The organism is Polaribacter sp. 11A2H (genome assembly GCF_011379025.1).
GTDB lineage: Bacteria > Bacteroidota > Bacteroidia > Flavobacteriales > Flavobacteriaceae > Polaribacter.
In genome coordinates, this window is record NZ_WTLD01000016.1 from 39,655 (window position 1) to 56,722 (window position 17,068).

Annotated in this window: 18 protein-coding genes; 5 read left to right on the top strand and 13 right to left on the bottom strand. The window is 30.4% G+C overall.

What is annotated here, in order from left to right:
- Positions 1-152 precede the first annotated feature (152 nt).
- Together GQS58_RS15605 and GQS58_RS15610 are read right to left on the bottom strand one after the other, a co-directional pair.
- Complete coding sequence (locus GQS58_RS15605) at positions 153-872, bottom strand: 3-ketoacyl-ACP reductase (RefSeq protein ID WP_166387601.1); 720 nt, start codon at positions 870-872, stop codon at positions 153-155.
- 84 nt (positions 873-956) lie between these two features.
- Positions 957-1,796, bottom strand: coding sequence for a flagellar motor protein MotB (locus GQS58_RS15610; protein WP_166387603.1), 840 nt, complete (start codon positions 1,794-1,796; stop codon positions 957-959).
- Positions 1,797-1,911: 115 nt separating this feature from the next.
- Here GQS58_RS15610 and GQS58_RS15615 point away from each other — a divergent pair, with 115 nt between their 5' ends.
- Positions 1,912-2,904, top strand: coding sequence for an FAD:protein FMN transferase (locus tag GQS58_RS15615; protein WP_166387605.1), 993 nt, complete (start codon positions 1,912-1,914; stop codon positions 2,902-2,904).
- 35 nt (positions 2,905-2,939) lie between these two features.
- On the opposite strand, the gene GQS58_RS15620 is transcribed toward GQS58_RS15615, so the two are convergent.
- Genes GQS58_RS15620 through gpmI form a run of 6 tightly spaced genes read right to left on the bottom strand, consistent with a single transcriptional unit; the run spans position 2,940 to position 7,502 of the window.
- The gene (locus GQS58_RS15620; RefSeq protein ID WP_166387607.1) at positions 2,940-3,710 is read right to left on the bottom strand and encodes a class I SAM-dependent methyltransferase; all 771 of its coding nucleotides are present in this window, start codon (positions 3,708-3,710) and stop codon (positions 2,940-2,942) included.
- Between the two features lie 28 nt (positions 3,711-3,738).
- Positions 3,739-4,116 (bottom strand): GxxExxY protein, encoded by a 378-nt coding sequence (locus GQS58_RS15625; protein ID WP_262887966.1) that lies wholly within the window; start codon positions 4,114-4,116, stop codon positions 3,739-3,741.
- Positions 4,117-4,176: 60 nt separating this feature from the next.
- On the bottom strand, positions 4,177-4,980 hold the full coding sequence (gene map / locus GQS58_RS15630; protein ID WP_166387609.1) for a type I methionyl aminopeptidase: 804 nt from the start codon (positions 4,978-4,980) through the stop codon (positions 4,177-4,179).
- 58 nt (positions 4,981-5,038) lie between these two features.
- The gene (locus GQS58_RS15635; protein ID WP_166387611.1) at positions 5,039-5,440 is read right to left on the bottom strand and encodes a BT0820 family HAD-type phosphatase; all 402 of its coding nucleotides are present in this window, start codon (positions 5,438-5,440) and stop codon (positions 5,039-5,041) included.
- 3 nt (positions 5,441-5,443) lie between these two features.
- On the bottom strand, positions 5,444-5,968 hold the full coding sequence (locus tag GQS58_RS15640) for a thioredoxin family protein (protein WP_205860452.1): 525 nt from the start codon (positions 5,966-5,968) through the stop codon (positions 5,444-5,446).
- A gap of 16 nt (positions 5,969-5,984) precedes the next feature.
- Entirely contained in the window at positions 5,985-7,502 is a 1,518-nt protein-coding gene (gene gpmI / locus GQS58_RS15645) for a 2,3-bisphosphoglycerate-independent phosphoglycerate mutase (protein WP_166387613.1), read from the bottom strand.
- Positions 7,503-7,777: 275 nt separating this feature from the next.
- On the opposite strand from gpmI, the gene GQS58_RS15650 reads away from it, so the two are divergent.
- A complete protein-coding gene (locus GQS58_RS15650; protein WP_166387615.1) occupies positions 7,778-8,164 on the top strand; it encodes an ankyrin repeat domain-containing protein in 387 nt (128 codons plus the stop codon).
- Between the two features lie 73 nt (positions 8,165-8,237).
- Here GQS58_RS15650 and GQS58_RS15655 read toward each other — a convergent pair whose 3' ends face one another.
- Positions 8,238-8,501 carry a hypothetical protein gene (locus GQS58_RS15655; RefSeq protein ID WP_166387617.1) on the bottom strand — a complete coding sequence of 88 codons (264 nt, stop codon included), beginning with the start codon at positions 8,499-8,501 and terminating at the stop codon, positions 8,238-8,240.
- A 167-nt stretch (positions 8,502-8,668) separates the two neighbouring features.
- Between GQS58_RS15655 and GQS58_RS15660 the strand changes: the two genes are divergently transcribed.
- Together GQS58_RS15660 and GQS58_RS15665 are read left to right on the top strand one after the other, a co-directional pair.
- A complete protein-coding gene (locus tag GQS58_RS15660; RefSeq protein WP_166387619.1) occupies positions 8,669-10,414 on the top strand; it encodes an aromatic amino acid hydroxylase in 1,746 nt (581 codons plus the stop codon).
- A gap of 51 nt (positions 10,415-10,465) precedes the next feature.
- On the top strand, positions 10,466-10,744 hold the full coding sequence (locus GQS58_RS15665; protein ID WP_166387621.1) for a rhodanese-like domain-containing protein: 279 nt from the start codon (positions 10,466-10,468) through the stop codon (positions 10,742-10,744).
- Between the two features lie 111 nt (positions 10,745-10,855).
- On the opposite strand, the gene GQS58_RS15670 is transcribed toward GQS58_RS15665, so the two are convergent.
- The 4 genes from GQS58_RS15670 to alaS all read right to left on the bottom strand — a co-directional run bounded on the left by GQS58_RS15670 (position 10,856) and on the right by alaS (position 15,657).
- Positions 10,856-11,242 (bottom strand): hypothetical protein, encoded by a 387-nt coding sequence (locus GQS58_RS15670; protein WP_166387623.1) that lies wholly within the window; start codon positions 11,240-11,242, stop codon positions 10,856-10,858.
- 73 nt (positions 11,243-11,315) lie between these two features.
- Positions 11,316-12,263 (bottom strand): GSCFA domain-containing protein, encoded by a 948-nt coding sequence (locus GQS58_RS15675; protein ID WP_166387625.1) that lies wholly within the window; start codon positions 12,261-12,263, stop codon positions 11,316-11,318.
- A gap of 197 nt (positions 12,264-12,460) precedes the next feature.
- Positions 12,461-12,838, bottom strand: a complete 378-nt coding sequence (locus tag GQS58_RS15680; RefSeq protein WP_166387627.1) for a GxxExxY protein — start codon at positions 12,836-12,838, stop codon at positions 12,461-12,463.
- 200 nt (positions 12,839-13,038) lie between these two features.
- A complete protein-coding gene (alaS, locus tag GQS58_RS15685; RefSeq protein ID WP_166387629.1) occupies positions 13,039-15,657 on the bottom strand; it encodes an alanine--tRNA ligase in 2,619 nt (872 codons plus the stop codon).
- Positions 15,658-15,817: 160 nt separating this feature from the next.
- On the opposite strand from alaS, the gene GQS58_RS15690 reads away from it, so the two are divergent.
- A complete protein-coding gene (locus GQS58_RS15690) occupies positions 15,818-16,786 on the top strand; it encodes a M23 family metallopeptidase (protein WP_166387631.1) in 969 nt (322 codons plus the stop codon).
- The last annotated feature ends 282 nt before the right edge of the window (positions 16,787-17,068 follow it).

The following is a 17,068-nucleotide window of genomic DNA, read 5'->3' on the forward strand; positions in this document are numbered from 1 at the left end:
AGTTGATATCGAACGTTTTAATATTTTATCTCAGAAGTGAAACGAAGTTACCGTATTTTTTTAACAAATTAAAATTTGCTTTTACATAAAAAACCACCTCATTAGAGATGGTTTTTATGCTATTTAAATATGTTTTGTTCTAGAATGTTTACCTATGGATTTGTAGACCATAAAGAAGCACCTTTAAGCATGGCTCTTCTTGGTAATTTTAATCCCGAAACAATTAACTCTGCAAAATCTTCTGGTTGTAACACAGAGTCTTCAGAATCTTTACTAGCAATACCTAAACCAATTGTCATATCAGACACAATAGTACTAGGTGTTAAAGTACAAACTCTAATGTTGTTTTTACGTACTTCTTTCATTAATGATTCCGACATACCAATAACGGCAAATTTAGAAGCAGAGTATGCAGATGTTGTTGCGTTTCCGCTTAAACCTGCAGTAGAAGATACATTAAAAACATCACCTTTATTTTGTTCTATTAAATAAGGTAATACTTCTTTTGTAACATGATACATACCCATAACATTGGTTTGTATAATTTGTGTCCATTTGCTAACTTCCATATCGTTAAAAGATCCAAAAGCGGCAATTCCTGCATTGTTTACTAAGATGTCTACACCACCTAAAGAGTTTACAATGTTTTTAATTCCGGTTTTTACTTCTTCGTAAACACCAACATCAAATACTTCATACATTGCTTTAATGCCAAATGCTTTTAGTTCAGAAACAGTTTCTTTTAAAACAGCTTCATTTCTACCTGTTATGGCTACATCTATTCCTTCTTTAGCAAAGGCTATAGCGGTTGCTTTTCCTAAACCTCTTCCTCCACCTGTAATAATTGCTTTTTTGTTTTTTAAATTTTCCATTTTTAAACGTTTATAGTATGACTATTTTTTTAACCAAAAAACCACCTGAATTTCAGATGGTTTTTAACTTTTTTTCAATAAAGATTATTTATTTGCATCTTGCTCTAATAAATCAAAGAATTGATTTAATTTAGGCATAATGATAATTTTTGTTCTTCTGTTTATAGCTTTATTCTCGGCAGTATTATTATCTACTAAAGGAACATATTGGCTTCTACCAGCTGCAATTAATCTTCCTGGTTTTACTCCAAATTTATATTGTAAAATTCTTGTTATAGAGGTTGCTCTTAAAGCAGATAAATCCCAGTTGTCTTGAATAACAGCTCTTTTTATTGGTGTAGAATCTGTATGACCTTCAATCATAACTTCCATTTCTGGTTGGTCTTTAATTACTTTAGATATTTTTTCTAAAACAGAGTATGCTTTGTCTGTTACATTATAACTACCGCTTTTAAATAATAACTTGTCTGAAATAGAGATAAATACTACTGTTTTTTCTACATTAACCTGTATGTCTTCATCTTGTATACCATCAGATAAGTTTTTAGTTAAATGATATTTAATAGCAAGGTTTAATGAATCTTTTTGAGTCATTGCTGCTCTAATACCATTTATAAACTTGTCTTTTTCACTTAATTGAGTAATAACATTTTTAATATTGTCTGAAGAAGATTGTGTTAAAACAGTTAAATTTTCAACTTGTTTTAAAGCACCTTTTTTGTCTTCTTTTAGAGAGTTAATTTGTTCTGTAAGTGTAGCAGCATCTTTTTCACTTTCAATTAAACATTTTTGTAAAGTTGCTTTTACATTTACTAATTCTGTTGTAGTTTGATCATATTCATCTTGTAAAGTAACAAACTTTTTTTTAGAAACACAAGAACTAACTATAACTGCAGTCAATAATAAGATTGATATTTTTTTCATTGGAAACGATATTTAATTAAGTTAACAAATTTAGCAAATAGTTAGTACAAAAAGTACTATAAATGATATTTTATGAAAACTTTATGTTCTATTTTTGTAAAAGATTTTACAATTTATGATTCTTAAAAATAAACTGATACTCATTACAGTTTTACTAGCTTTTTTTTCTTGTTCTAACGCAGAAATAATAAAAGACTTTACCTTAAAAGGACGCGTTTTTGGCACTACTTATAAGATTGTTTATTTAGATGCTTCTAAAAACTACCAAACATCTTTAGATAGTCTGTTTTTTTTAATGAACAAATCGTTATCAACTTATATACCTAGTTCAGATATTTCTAGAATTAACAAAGGAGATTCTACGGTTATTGTTGATGATTTATTTTTAGAGGTTTTTACAAAATCGAAAAGAATTTATACAGAAACCAATGGTTTTTTTGATCCAACTGTAGGAAACCTGGTAAATGCTTGGGGTTTTGGGCCTAAGAAGGAGAGGTTAAATTTAAGTGAAGATCAAGTAGCACAGCAAATGCAGTATGTTGGTTTAGGTAAAGTAACTATTGTTAATGGTAAAATTAAAAAGCAAGATGCTCAAATTTATTTAGATTTTAACTCTATTGCCAAAGGGTTTGGAATTGATGTGGTAGCTCGTTTTTTAGATAGTAAAAACATATCGAATTATTTAGTTGAAATTGGCGGAGAAATTCGTGCAAAAGGTGTAAAAAAAGAAAATCATCCTTGGGTTATTAAGCTCGTAAATCCTATAAAAAAGGATAGCATAAAAGGATATCGAAAAATAAATTTATCTAATAAATCGATGGCTACTTCTGGTAACTATAGAAAATTTAGAGTTACAAAAGATGGGCAGAAATATGTACATACAGTAAATCCTAAAACAGGGTATGCTATAGAGAGTAATTTGTTAAGTGCTTCTGTAATTGCCGATTTAGATTGTGCAGATACCGATGCATATGCAACCGCTTTTATGGCTATGGGCCTAGAAAATGCTAAAGAATTTTTAGAAATTCATAAAAATATTGGTGCTATTTTATTATTCATTAATAAAAATGGAGATTTAGAAGAATATAGAACAAGTGGCTATAACTAGTTTTTATATTTGTTATAGTGTGTTTTATAAAAGAACTAACCTTTATAACATACAGGAAGAATTTCATGCTGCATTAAACAAAATCGTTCTAGTTTTTCTGGAGCGATTTTTTTAGTATAATCTATTTCATCAACCTTAAAACCTATAGAACGTAGTTTGTTAAAATAATCTCTACCATAGACTCTTACATGATCATATTGCCCAAATATCTTAGCGCGTTCTTTTTGATCTGTGATAGAATCGTCTTCAAAAGTATGTTCTCTAGACAATTCTTGCGGAATCTGAAAAATACCAAACCCTCCTTTTTTCATCACTCTAAACAATTCTTGCATTGCCTTTGTATCGTCTGTAATATGTTCTAAAACATGGTTACAGAAAACAACATCAAAAGAGTTATCATCAAAAGGTAAATCGCAAATATCTGCTTTTACATCTGCTATTGGAGATTCTAAATCTGACGTGGTATATTCTAAGTTTTTTTGTTTTCTGAAAATATCTAAAAAACATTGTTCTGGAGCAATATGTAAAGTCTTTAGTTTTTCTTTTGATGTAAAAAAGTCCGTTTCATCTCTTAAAAACAACCACATTAAGCGATGTCTTTCTAAAGATAGGGTAGAAGGTGAAAGTGCATTTTCTCTTTGTTTACCATATCCGTAAGGTAAAAACTTACGAAAACTCTTGCCATCTATTGGGTCTGTATATGTATCGCCTTTTAAAGAAAAAGCAATAATTGGTCGTACTAGATAACTAGCTTTTATTAACCAAGGTCTTGGGATGGTGTTTAGAATGGATTTAAAAATAGACACGAATTACACGGATTACACAAAATGAGAGTTACAAAATTACTCTTTTGTAGGTTAAACTATCTTCACCAAAATTAACTAATAAGCCTAGTTTTATCTTTGATGCAGCTAAATAATTTAGAGTTTGTTTTATATGGCTATTTGTTAAAGATTCAATAGCTTTAATTTCGAGTATTATTTTATTATCGATGACAAAATCAGCAAAATAATAATGAGACAATTTTTCTCCTTTATATAATATTTGAAATTTTACTTCTCTTTGATATAAAATTCCTCGTCTTTTAAATTCTATTTCTAAAGCATCACCATAAATAATTTCACTAAAACCTTTTCCTAACTCTTTATGAACTTCCATGCAGGAACCAATAATGTTATATGATTCCTGTTTATGTATAAGTTCTGATTTCAATTGTTTTTGGTGAAATTAAAGTTTATTTTTTAGTGACAATTAGTGAAATTAGTGTCTTTTTTATTGTCTAAATTCGTCTTCCTCATCGGTAACAATACCTAATGCATCATGTACATATTTAAACGTAGAAAGTAATTCTGGTTTACCGTTAACAATAGCAATATCATGTTCAAAATGAGCAGAAGGCTTGTTGTCTAAAGTGGTAATTGTCCAACCATCAGAATGTTGTTTAATTTTATGAGTCCCTAAGTTTGTCATTGGTTCTATGGCAACAACCATACCTTCTACAAACTTTTTACCACGTCCTCTTTTTCCGTAGTTAGGCATTTCTGGATCTTCGTGCATTTCCCTACCTAAACCATGACCAACCAATTCTCTTACAACACCATAGCCATGGTCTTCAGAAAATTTTTGAATAGCATAACCAACATCACCAACTCTATTACCAGCTTTAAATTCTCGAATACCAACATATAAACTAGCTCTAGTTACATCTAGTAATTTTCTAGTTGCTGGTTCAATCTCTCCAACGGCAAAAGTATAAGCATGATCTCCGTGAAAACCATTTTTATATGCACCACAATCTATAGAAATAATATCACCCTCTACTAATGGGTTTTTATTAGGAATACCGTGTACTACCTGAGAATTAGGACTCATACAAAGTGAGTTTGGAAAATCATATAACCCTAAGAAACCAGGTACAGCACCTTCCGACCTAATAAAATCTTCGGCAAGTTTGTCTAAATACAAAGTAGAAACTCCTGGTTTTACTTCTTTAGCAAGCATACCTAACGTTTTAGAAACGATTAGTGCGCTTTCTCTCATCAATTCTATCTCTTCTCTTGTTTTTATCTTAATCATGTTAAAAAAATTGAATGGCAAAGTTACTATAATTTGGGTAGAATAAAGAAGGGTTTGTCTATTTGAAAAATGAGAAAAAACCTTTTTTCTTTTTTTGAGGTGGCTCGTAATTAAAAATAGCTTTGTGTATTTCTGTCCACCCCAAAAATCCACCAATATTTCTGTCGTCTATAAATAAATCAGCATGTATTTTACGACTGTGTTTTTCATCATATTCCTCTTCAGGAAAACTTTTATTAACAGTATAAAATTCAATATCATTTTCTTTGCAGAAAGCAACAGCTTCATCTAATCTTTTTCCGTGCCTGTAGGTCCAAAGAATTAATCGATGCCCTTGAGATTGTAATCTTTTTAAGGTATCGAAAGCAAAGATCATTTCTTCGCCAATTTTAGGATACGCATCTTCTACAATGGTACCATCAAAGTCTACAGCAATTATAAGTGGGTTTGTTGATAGCATTTATTATTTTTCGTATGAATGTTTATACGCTTCTCCAGAAACAATTTTTAACATGTCTTTTTCTAAAGATTCTCGTGCATATTCTACGTATCGTCCAATTTCTTTTCCGTCTCTATAAAATATAAACGTAGGCACTCTTTCTATTTGTAAACCTTCTTGTAAGTTATCAGGAGTTTTTTTACTTCTGTCAACAGTAATTAGTTCTAAGTTATTTAAATTGAAACCAGATTGTTCTAAAATTTTATAAAAATGAGGTGTTTCTCTTTTGCTATCTCCGCACCAAGTACCCATAAAACCTTTAATTTTAACACCTTCTAATTCTTTTTTTAGCATTGTAATTGTTGCAGAATCTGGTGTATAACTTTCTAATCTTTCATTAAACCAAGTACTATAAGGGGTTTGTTGAAAAGAGGCTTTGTTAGCCAATCCTATTAAATCTCCACTTTGATTTTTCTTTGCAGTTACTTTTTTTTGGCCGTTGCAAGATGTAAAAACCATAATACAAGCCAATAAAAAGACTTTTTTCATATTTAGAATTTTTTAATTATAATAAAGAATGTTGTGTCATTTCTTTAGGTTGTTCTAAGCCCATTAAATCTAAAATTGTAGGAGCAATATCACCTAAAACACCACTGTTTATTGATTTTATTTCTTTATCAATTAAAATAAAAGGAACAGGGTTTGTTGTATGTGCTGTATGAGGAGATCCATCAGGGTTCATCATTGTTTCACAGTTACCATGATCTGCAATTAATAAAATAGAATAGCCGTTATCTAAACCTGTTTCTATAACTTCTTTGGCACAAATATCTACAGCTTCACATGCTTTAATAGCAGCGTCCATCATTCCGGTATGTCCTACCATATCTCCATTAGCAAAGTTTAAGCAAACAAAATCTGCTTCACCTTTCTTTAAATCTTCACACAAGGCATCTTTTAATTCGTATGCAGACATTTCTGGCTGTAAATCATAGGTTGCTACTTTTGGTGAGTTTCTTAAAATTCTAGATTCTCCTTCAAACGGAGCTTCTTGTCCTCCAGAAAAGAAAAATGTAACGTGCGGATATTTCTCTGTCTCTGCAATTCGAATCTGTTTTTTACCTGCTTTAGATAAAACTTCTCCTAAAGTATTTTTAATATTATCTGTATTATAGATAACGTTAATTCCTTTAAAACTTGCATCATATAAAGTGATGGTTGTAAAATAAAGGTCTAATTTTTTCATTCCAAATTCTGGAAAATCATTTTGAGATAACGCGTTTGTTAATTCTCTACCTCTATCTGTTCTATAGTTAAAGAAAAGTACAACATCACCTTCTTTAATTTGTGCTTTTGGCGACCCATCTTCATTGGTTACAATGATTGGTGTATGAAATTCATCAGTAATACCTGCTTCGTAATTTGTTTTTATAGTATTAATAATATCAGTTGTTTTTGTTCCAACTCCATTAACAACACCATCATACGCTTTTTTTACACGTTCCCAACGGTTATCTCTATCCATAGCATAATAACGACCTGTTACGGTTGCTATTTCACCTGTACTTTTGTCCATGTGCTCTTGCACTTCGTTTAAGAAAAAAGGTGCAGATTTAGGATCACAATCTCTACCATCTGTAAATGCGTGTAAGTACACATTATCAACTTCATTTTCTTTAGCAACATCTAATAATCCTTTTAAGTGATTAATGTGTGCGTGAATTCCTCCATTAGAAACTAAACCTAATAAATGAACATCTTTGTTATTTTCTTTTGCGTATTTAAAAGTATCTAATAATACTTTTTCTTTGCCTAAAGTGTTTTCTTTAACAGCTTTATTAATACGAGCTAAATTCTGATATACAATTCTACCAGCACCTAAATTCATGTGTCCAACTTCAGAATTTCCCATTTGTCCTTCTGGCAAACCAACATGTTCTCCGTCTGTCCTTAACTGAGCATTTGGATATATGTCATATAAACTATTAATAAAAGGTGTTTTTGCGTTGTAAATAGCAGATACTTTAGGGTCTTGTGTAATTCCCCAACCATCCAAAATCATTAGTATAACTTTCTTGTCCATTGTCTTAAAATTGAACAGTAAAATTAAGGAATATTTTATCGTTTTTATAGATTTTATAGAATTTTTACGAAACCGATAACGTAAAGAACCTTTCTGTAATAAAGGTGTATTTTATAAGCAGTTGCTGTTAATTTTAGTAACTTTTTCTAAATAAAAACTTTTTTTTGTTTGTTAAATACTTGTTAATAGATCGTTTGTATTGAAACATATTAAGTTGTTAATAGTCTTTTAAATATAACCGTTAAAATAATTAAAAAACCAAAAACTACTTTATTATGAAAAAAATCATCCTGTCTATGTTTGTATGTCTTTTTGCTTTTAGTTCTATAAATGCAAGTACACCAAAAGTTTTAAAATCGAATAAAATAATTTCTGCAAAAACGTATTCTAACGTGAATGCTTTTTGTAGGTTGATTCAGATGGGGAATTATGAAGCTGTAAAAGCTTTAATTGAAACTGGCCAAAATGTAAACACAAAATCTACAGGGTTAACGCCTTTAATGTTTGCCGCAAGACACAATAAAGCAAAAATTGCACAACTTTTAATTGATAATGGGGCAAAGTTAGATATAAAATCATCTATTGGAAATATGACTGCTTTGTTAATAGGAAAAAGATCTAAGGCGGTAGATGCCATAAAAGTGATTAGAGAAGCACTTTAGTATTATTATTTGAATTAATTAATCTAAAGTTAAACAGACTCCCTTTTAAGGGTGTCTGTTTTTTTGTTTGGTGTTATTTAACATAATTTAAACCTATTAAAATAGCTGTAATTAAAAGTATAAATATTAATATATTTCTTTTAAATAGGGTGTTGTTTTCTGCAATTATTCTTTTTCTAATTTTTTCTAACTCATCTGGAGTTGCTTTTTTATCAAAATAAAGTTCTCTTTTTTTTATTTTTTTATAGCCTTTAATTTTATCAAAAGTAGAAAGACGATTTCTTTTGTTAGCCTTTAAACTAGCAATCATATGTGCAATAAAACCTTCTCCAGCCATAATTAATGATGTTTTCTTTAACTATAAGTAGCTAAAAAGGATAAAATGTTACGTTTAAAAGGGTTTTTACTTTACGATAAGTATAATAAAAAGTTTTTTTTGAGTCTTAAAATAAATAATCATTATTTTAAAACGTATTATTGTAAGAATAATTCAATACTTTTTTAATGAGCCTACATTTCGAATTAAACGAAGTCACTAAAAAATTACCCAAACATTTACACAAGTTTGTGGTACAACAGCCGTATGAAGAATATACTGCGCAAAACCAAGCTGTTTGGCGCTATGTAATGAGAATGAATATAGACTACTTAAGTAAAGTAGCACATAAATCTTATATAACCGGCTTAGAAAAAACGGGAATTTCTGTAGAAAACATTCCTTATATGGAAGGTATGAACAGAATTTTAAAAGAAATAGGTTGGGCTGCTGTTTCTGTTGATGGTTTTATTCCACCAAATGCTTTTATGGAATTTCAGGCTTATAATGTATTGGTTATTGCGTCTGATATGAGAACCATTAATCATATAGAATATACGCCAGCGCCAGATATTATTCATGAAGCAGCAGGGCATGCACCAATTATTTCGAATCCAGAATATGCAGAATACTTAAGAAGATTTGGAGAAATAGGTAGCAAAGCAATTTCTTCTGCTAAAGATTATGAAATGTATGAGGCAATTAGGCTTTTATCAATCTTAAAAGAAAATCCAAACTCAACAGAAAGTGAAATAGATAATGCGGAGCAAAAAGTAACTTATCTGCAGAATAATATGGGAGATTTGTCTGAAATGGCACAAATTAGAAACTTACATTGGTGGACGGTAGAATATGGGTTGATTGGTACTTTAGATAATCCTAAAATATACGGAGCAGGTTTGCTTTCCTCTATAGGAGAAAGTGCTTGGTGTATGCAAGATGAAGTAAAAAAAGTTTCTTATTCTATTGATGTTGCAACCATAAATTTTGATATTACAAAACCGCAACCTCAATTATTTGTAACGCCAGATTTTGCTTATTTAAGTTTGGTTTTAGATGAGTTTGCCAATACAATGGCAATACGAACTGGCGGATTAAAAAGTATTCAAAAATTAATAAATTCTGATAACTTAGGGACTATAGAATTAACAACGGGAATTCAAATTTCTGGCGTTTTCACCAAAGTTATTCAGTATAAAAATAATAAAGTTGCTTATTTTCAAACAACTGGTCCAACCGCTTTAGCTAATAGAGATAAAGAGTTAATTGGACACGGAATTACAAGTCATGCTAGTGGTTTTGGAAGTCCGGTTGGTAAATTAAAAGGAATTAATTTACCGATAGAAGACATGAGTCCGAGAGATCTAAGGGCTTACGGAATTTACGAAGGTGAATTTATGACATTAGAATTTGAGAGCGGTGTAATTGTAAAAGGAAAAGCAATAACCGGAACTAGAGATTTAAGAGGTAAAATTTTAATTATTTCTTTTGATGATTGCACGGTTACTTACAAAGATGAGATTTTGTTTCAACCAGAATGGGGAATTTATGATATGGCGGTTGGTAAAGAAGTGGTTTCTGCCTATGCGGGGCCTGCAGATGTAGACTCTTTTTTAGGTTTAGGTAAAGTTTCTGAAACTAAAACACATAAGATTTCTTATACAGTAAAAGAGTTAGAATTGTATAATTTGTATGCTGAAGTTAAGACTCTTAGAGAAGAGAAATCTTCAACAAATAAAAAAATAACAGAAATATTTAATCAGTTAAATAGCAAATTTCAAGGAGATTGGTTGTTGACTTTAGAGTTATATGAATTAGCTTTGCAGAATAACTTTTCCATTAGTGAGACCATTTTAGAAAGGTTGGAAGAATTGAAATGTAACAAAAGCTACACAAAGCTAATTGAAAATGGACTAATTTTGTGTCAGGTTTAATATTAAAAATAAAATAACATGGGTCTATTTGACATGTTTAAAAGAAAAGATATGAGTACAGAAATTAAAGAATATTTAGAAAAAGGAGCAGTTGTTTTAGATGTTAGAACACAAGAAGAGTGGGATGAAGGGCATACAGAAGGAGCAGAACATATAGTTTTAACGGTTATTCCTTTAGAGGTAGAAAAAATTAAAGCGTGGAATAAACCAGTAATTGCTGTTTGTAGAAGTGGAGCAAGAAGCGGACAAGCAACTCAGTTTTTAACAAACCATGGAATAGATGTTATAAATGGAGGTCCTTGGCAAAACGTAGATCAGCACGTTTCTTAAAAATAAACATTTGTAAAACCTGTTTTTAAAGAAGGGTTTTATTGATAAAATAAAAAAAATAGAATTTTAACTTCGTGTTAGAATTCTATTTTTTTGTTTAAAATTAAAAGTTTATTTCTTGAAACCCTTTTTTTTGTGTCTTTGTAATCTGTTATATTTTTTTATAGAATGTGTCGCTTTTCTAAAAAAGGCAAAGATTCCACCTAGCATTGCTCCCATAAAAGCTCCCATAGTTAGTGGGTCAAAATTATGCCCAGTAATAAGGTATTTTGTATAGAAAATAAAGATTCCTATAAAAATAGAAACAATAAATACTTTTAGTTTAGATTTTGAAATATGGGCATAAATACCACAAAAGAATCCTGTTATTATAGAGGTTGCAGTAATTTTTGTTAGAATGAGTTCAATTAAATTAATTTCATCGATAACGAAAATAGAGGTAACGAACATGCCTAGTAATAGACCTGAAATTATACCAATTAATATTTTTTGACTCATTTTTGGAGGTTAATGTTATGAGATGGGAATTTACATAAAATTTTTAAGTAAATTAATTTTATTTTTTTGTGCTTTAAAAATTGATAAAAGTAAACTGAACTTTTAATGTCTCTTTTTTAACTTCTAAATTTTTTAAAAATTGCTGATGTTGTACTGAGTTTTCATTAAAGGGTCTGTGAGAAAGTCCCTTTTGAATTACATCTACGTCTTTCATTGTTAATAGAGTATCTTCAGAAAACCAACTGGCAACAAATTTTTCCCAGATATAGTTAATGGCAGTTTTATTTGGGTGAATCATGTCTTCTGCATAAAATCGATAATCTCTTAATTCATCCATCATAATTTCATAACTCGGAAAATAGAAGGCGCAGCCTCCATTAAGTATATTGTGAATAGCCGAAATTAAATGAGCTTTACTTTGGGTGTTTTCTATAAAGCCATCTTTTAAATGACGTACAGGAGAAACCGTAAAAAGTATTTGGATATCTTTATTTATAGATTTTAAAAGTACAAGTATAGCTTCTAAACTCTCAGAAATTTCATCAACAGAAAGTAATTCTTTTAAAAATTTTTTCTGCGGAATTTTATGGCAATTGGCAACAATTTTATCAGTTTCTATAAATCGATACACCCAAGAAGTGCCTAGTGTAATAACAATGTGTGTGGCTTCTTCTAATTGTTTTTTTGTTGATGAAATTGTTGAATTTAGATTGTTTAATAATTCGTTTTTACCAGCAGCACTTAAACTAGAATGTGCATCAAAACAATGCCAACGTTCATTTTGGAACGTTAAATCTTTTTCTGAATATTCTTTTTCATTAATAGCGTTTGTAATTAAATTTTCAATTGCTTTTGGATGAAATAAAATTCCGAATGGATTTTGATGTGATTGAAACTTATAATAAGATAATTTATCTCCTATGTTTTCTGAAAAACAAGAGCCTAATAATAGTACCTTAGAATTGTAATCTATGGTGTTTCTTGTTTCTTTTTTTAAGGAAATTTGAGTTTGGAGTTTCATCTTGCAAAGGTGTGGTTTTATTTGTTTCTCGGAAAAAAGTAGAGGTTTTTAAGTTGTGTGGTGTTTCTCTCGCAAAGACGCTAAGGCGCAAAGTTTTTTTTTCAAGTTGTATCTTCTTAGTTGTATGCTTCTTATATTGTTCTAATAAAACTACTAGTAGTAACAATCTCTTTGCGTCTCTGCGCCTTTGCGAGAAACTAGAAACTATTTACAATTCTTGTGATTCCGTTTTTAATAAGAACTTCATTAAAATTAATTAGTAACCCTAGCTTTAAGTTGGTGATTTTTAAATAGGTTAATAACTGCTTTGGGTGAACGGGCGCAATTTTAGCGACAGACTTTAGTTCTAAGATTACTTTGTTTTCAATGATTAAATCTGCTCTAAAACCTAATTCTAATTTTATTTGATCCCAAAATACAGGAAGTACTTTTTGACGTTCTACTTTTAGTTTTTCCTTTTTTAGTTCGTGATACAAAATTTCTTCATAGACACTTTCTAATAAACCTGGTCCTAATGCAACGTGAATTTGATAACATTTATCTACAACTATTTTAGAAATTTCATTTTCCGTCATAATTTTTTATCAAAAGGTACAACGTTTTTTTTGTTTTTCTAGAAGGCGCAAAGTTTTTTTATGTTGTGTGTGTTTCTCTCGCAAAGCCGCTAAGGCGCAAAGTTTTTTATAAGTTGTGTGTTCTTGGTTGTATGTTTAATTTATATGTTAAACATAACAATACACCACCTTTGCGTCTCTGCGTCTTTGCGAGAAACTTTTTAGACCAAATAATCTACTGCTTTCTCTAAAGCTTTCGGAATGCCACCTGGGTTTTTACCACCTGCAGTTGCAAAGAAATTTTGTCCACCACCACCACCGTGTATTAGTTTTCCTAATTCTCTAACTACTTTACCTGCGTCATAACCACGTTCATTTGCCAATTCTTTAGAGATATAACAAGTTAACATCGCTTTATCTTTTGCAGCAGAAGAAGCAAATAATAAGAATAAATTTTGATGTTCTTTTCCTAGAGAAAAAGCTAAGTTTTTAATTCCGTTTTGGTCTAAATCTACTTTAGTAGCTAAAAACTGAACGCCATTAATTTCTTGTAATTGGCTTTTTAACTCACCAGATAAATTCTGAGCTTTATCCTTTAATAATTGCTCTATCTGTTTCTGTAAAGAAGCATTTTCATCTTGTAACTTCTGTACTGCTTTTACAGGTTCTTTTGTATTGTTTAAAAGGTCTTTAATTTCGAATAAAGCCTTATTGTTTTCAGAATAAAAATCTTTTACAGCGTCGTTTGTAATCGCTTCTATTCTTCTGATACCAGAAGCAACAGCACCTTCAGATTTAATTTTAAAATGCCAAATATCACTGGTATTTTTTACGTGTGTTCCGCCACAAAGTTCAATAGACTTACCAAACTTAATAGCTCTTACAGTATCACCGTATTTTTCACCAAATAAAGCCATTGCTCCATCTGCAATTGCTTTTTCCATGGTAATATTTCTACTTTCTTCTAGAGGAAGTTGAGCGTCAATTCTTCTGTTTACAAAATTTTCTACCTCACGTAATTCTTCTACTGTTAATTTAGAAAAATGAGAAAAATCGAAACGTAAATATTTAGAATGTACTGCAGAACCCTTTTGCTCTACATGAACCCCTAAAACCTCTCTTAAAGCTTGGTGCAATAAATGAGTAGCTGTGTGGTTACATTCTGTTCTAGAACGTTGTTTTTTGTCTACAACCGCTTTAAAAGTTTCGTTAATATGTTTTGGAAGGTTTTTTGTAAAGTGAATAATAACGTTATTCTCTTTCTTAGTATCTAAAATATACAGCACATCTCCTTGTGTAGTTTCTAAATACCCTTTATCCCCAACTTGTCCTCCACCTTCTGGATAAAAAGGAGTTAGGTTAAAAACTAATTGATACATTTCACCATCTTTCTTAGAAGTTACTTTTCTGTATCGTGTAACTTTTACGTTTGCTTCTAAAGCATCATAACCAATAAATTCTTCTATCGGATCATCAACTAAAATAGTCCAATCTTCTGTAGACATTTCACTAGCAGCTCTAGATCTGTTTTTTTGTTTTTGTAGTTCTTCTTCAAATCCTTTTTCATCTAAAGTCAATCCTTTTTCAGAAAGAATTAAAGACGTTAAATCTATAGGGAAACCATAAGTGTCGTATAATTCAAAAGCTTTATCACCAGAAACTTCTTTACCAGAAGTGCTTTCTATAATTCTATCTAGTAATAATAAACCTTGGTCTAAAGTTCTTAAGAAAGACGTTTCTTCTTCCTTAATCACATTTTCTATTAATTGTTTTTGTGCTTTTAATTCTGGGAAAGCGTCTCCCATTTTATTGCTTAAAACATCTACTAATTTATAAATAAATGGCTCTTTTTTGTTTAAGAATGTAAAACCGTAACGTACTGCACGTCTTAAAATTCTTCTAATAACATAACCAGCACCAGTATTACTTGGTAATTGCCCATCTGCAATAGAAAATGCAACCGCTCTAACGTGGTCTGAAATTACACGAATAGCAATATCTTGTTCTAAATTTTCACCATATTTTACATCGGCAATTGTTTCGATTTCTCTAATAATTGGTGTAAAAATATCTGTGTCGTAATTAGATTGTACATTTTGTAAAACCATACACAAACGTTCAAATCCCATTCCAGTATCTATATGTTTATTAGGTAAATCTACTAAAGTTCCGTTTGCTTTTCTATTGTATTGCATAAAAACTAAGTTCCATATTTCTACAACATGTGGATGATCTTCATTAATTAAAGTTCGTCCGTCTACTTTCGCTTTTTCTTCCGCAGAGCGGATATCAATATGAATTTCAGAACACGGTCCGCAAGGTCCTTGTTCACCCATTTCCCAGAAATTATCGCTTTTGTTTCCTTTTAAGATTCTATCTTCAGCAATAAATTGTTTCCAGATATCAAAGGCTTCGGTATCCATTTTTAAGTTATCGTCATCATCAGAACCTTCAAAAACGGTTACATATAAAATATCTTTATCTATTTTATAAACTTCGGTTAATAACTCCCAAGCCCAAGCAATTGCTTCTTTCTTAAAATAATCGCCAAAAGACCAGTTTCCTAACATTTCAAATAAAGTATGATGATAGGTGTCATAACCTACTTCTTCCAAATCGTTATGTTTACCAGAAACACGTAAACATTTTTGAGAATCAGATATCCTGTTATTTTTTGGAACTCCGTTACCTAAGAAATATTCTTTAAAAGGCGCCATTCCAGAATTTACAAACATTAAAGTTGGGTCGTCCTTAGTAACCATTGGTGCAGAAGGAACAATTAAATGTGCTTTTTCTTGAAAAAAGTTTAAAAAAGTAGCGCGAATATCTTGAGATTTCATAAAAAAAGAAGTTTCCAACAAGTTGGATTATGTTAAATTATTTTTAAAAAAAACTGCAAATAAAAAGCAGTTGTAAAACATTTTGTAAATTCGTAACTTAATAAAATGAGTTTCAAATATAAAACTCTCGTAATACAACAAAAATAGTATATTTATCCATATGGCAAAAGTAAAATATTATTACGATGCAGACACGCTTTCTTACCGGAAAATTGCAGTAAAAAAAGGTGAATACTATAAGAAAACTATTTTTGGAGTTTTAGCTTTAGTATTAGCTTCTTTTATTGGTTTTATTGTGTTTAGCCAGTTTATTATGTCTCCAAGAGAGAGAGCTCAAAAAAGAGAGTTAGAAAATTTAAAGTTACATTACGAGTTGCTTTCTAAAAAAATGCAAGAAAGTTCGTCTATTTTGGCACAATTACAAGAAAGAGATAATAATATTTATAGAACGTATTTTGAAGCAAACCCTATTTCAGACGAGCAAAGAAAAGCGGGTTTTGGTGGTGTAAATAGATACAAATATTTAGATGGTTTTGATAATTCTACGATGATTACAAAAGTAACTAAAGACATAGATATACTTTCTAAACAACTGGTTGTACAGTCTAAATCTTTAGATGAAATTGTAAATTTAGCAAAAGAAAAGGAGAGTATGTTGGCTTCTATACCAGCAATACAACCTGTTAAAAAAGAAGATTTAACAAGAATGGCTTCTGGTTATGGTCTAAGAATGCATCCCATATTAAAGTATAGAAAGATGCACAAGGGTATGGATTTTACAGCGCGTGTTGGTACGCCAGTTTACGCCACTGCAAATGGTAAAGTAATTAGAGCGCAAAGAAGTAGTTCTTACGGTAATGTTGTTTACATAGAGCATGGTTATGGGTATGAAACTATTTATGCACACATGAAAAAAATTGTAATTGAAAAAGGTAAAAACGTAAAAAGAGGAGATTTAATAGGTTATGTTGGTAATACTGGCTTATCTGCTGGTCCACATTTACATTATGAAGTTCATAAAAATGGTAGAGCAGTAAACCCTATTAGTTTTTATTATGGAGATTTATCTCCAGAAGAGTTTCTTACCATGCAAAAAGCTGCGGAAGAAGAAGGACAGTCTTATGATTAAGTTTTTGTTTCAATTTAGAGACAAGAGATAAGACTGAATACTAAAAAAGACATAAGAATAGCACTAAATCTATGTTACTCTGTGTTAATTTTTTCAAAGTTTTAGAATCAAGAATCAAGAATCAAGAATCAAGAATCAAGAATTTAGAGGTAAAACAAAAAAAAGAAGATTAAATTAGGTTATTCTAAGAGCATTTTTTAATTTTTGATTACTGATTACTGATTACTGATTACTGATTACTGATTACTGATTACTGATTACTGATTACTGATTACTGATTAC

Coding starts and splice junctions, on each gene's coding strand:
- GQS58_RS15605 (WP_166387601.1), bottom strand. CDS start 872: ATGGAAAATTTAAAAAACAAAAAAGCAATTATTACAGGTGGAGGAAGA.
- GQS58_RS15610 (WP_166387603.1), bottom strand. CDS start 1,796: ATGAAAAAAATATCAATCTTATTATTGACTGCAGTTATAGTTAGTTCT.
- GQS58_RS15615 (WP_166387605.1), top strand. CDS start 1,912: ATGATTCTTAAAAATAAACTGATACTCATTACAGTTTTACTAGCTTTT.
- map (WP_166387609.1), bottom strand. CDS start 4,980: ATGATTAAGATAAAAACAAGAGAAGAGATAGAATTGATGAGAGAAAGC.
- GQS58_RS15635 (WP_166387611.1), bottom strand. CDS start 5,440: ATGCTATCAACAAACCCACTTATAATTGCTGTAGACTTTGATGGTACC.
- GQS58_RS15640 (WP_205860452.1), bottom strand. CDS start 5,968: ATGAAAAAAGTCTTTTTATTGGCTTGTATTATGGTTTTTACATCTTGC.
- gpmI (WP_166387613.1), bottom strand. CDS start 7,502: ATGGACAAGAAAGTTATACTAATGATTTTGGATGGTTGGGGAATTACA.
- GQS58_RS15650 (WP_166387615.1), top strand. CDS start 7,778: ATGAAAAAAATCATCCTGTCTATGTTTGTATGTCTTTTTGCTTTTAGT.
- GQS58_RS15655 (WP_166387617.1), bottom strand. CDS start 8,501: ATGGCTGGAGAAGGTTTTATTGCACATATGATTGCTAGTTTAAAGGCT.
- GQS58_RS15660 (WP_166387619.1), top strand. CDS start 8,669: ATGAGCCTACATTTCGAATTAAACGAAGTCACTAAAAAATTACCCAAA.
- GQS58_RS15665 (WP_166387621.1), top strand. CDS start 10,466: ATGAGTACAGAAATTAAAGAATATTTAGAAAAAGGAGCAGTTGTTTTA.
- GQS58_RS15670 (WP_166387623.1), bottom strand. CDS start 11,242: ATGAGTCAAAAAATATTAATTGGTATAATTTCAGGTCTATTACTAGGC.
- GQS58_RS15675 (WP_166387625.1), bottom strand. CDS start 12,263: ATGAAACTCCAAACTCAAATTTCCTTAAAAAAAGAAACAAGAAACACC.
- GQS58_RS15680 (WP_166387627.1), bottom strand. CDS start 12,838: ATGACGGAAAATGAAATTTCTAAAATAGTTGTAGATAAATGTTATCAA.
- alaS (WP_166387629.1), bottom strand. CDS start 15,657: ATGAAATCTCAAGATATTCGCGCTACTTTTTTAAACTTTTTTCAAGAA.
- GQS58_RS15690 (WP_166387631.1), top strand. CDS start 15,818: ATGGCAAAAGTAAAATATTATTACGATGCAGACACGCTTTCTTACCGG.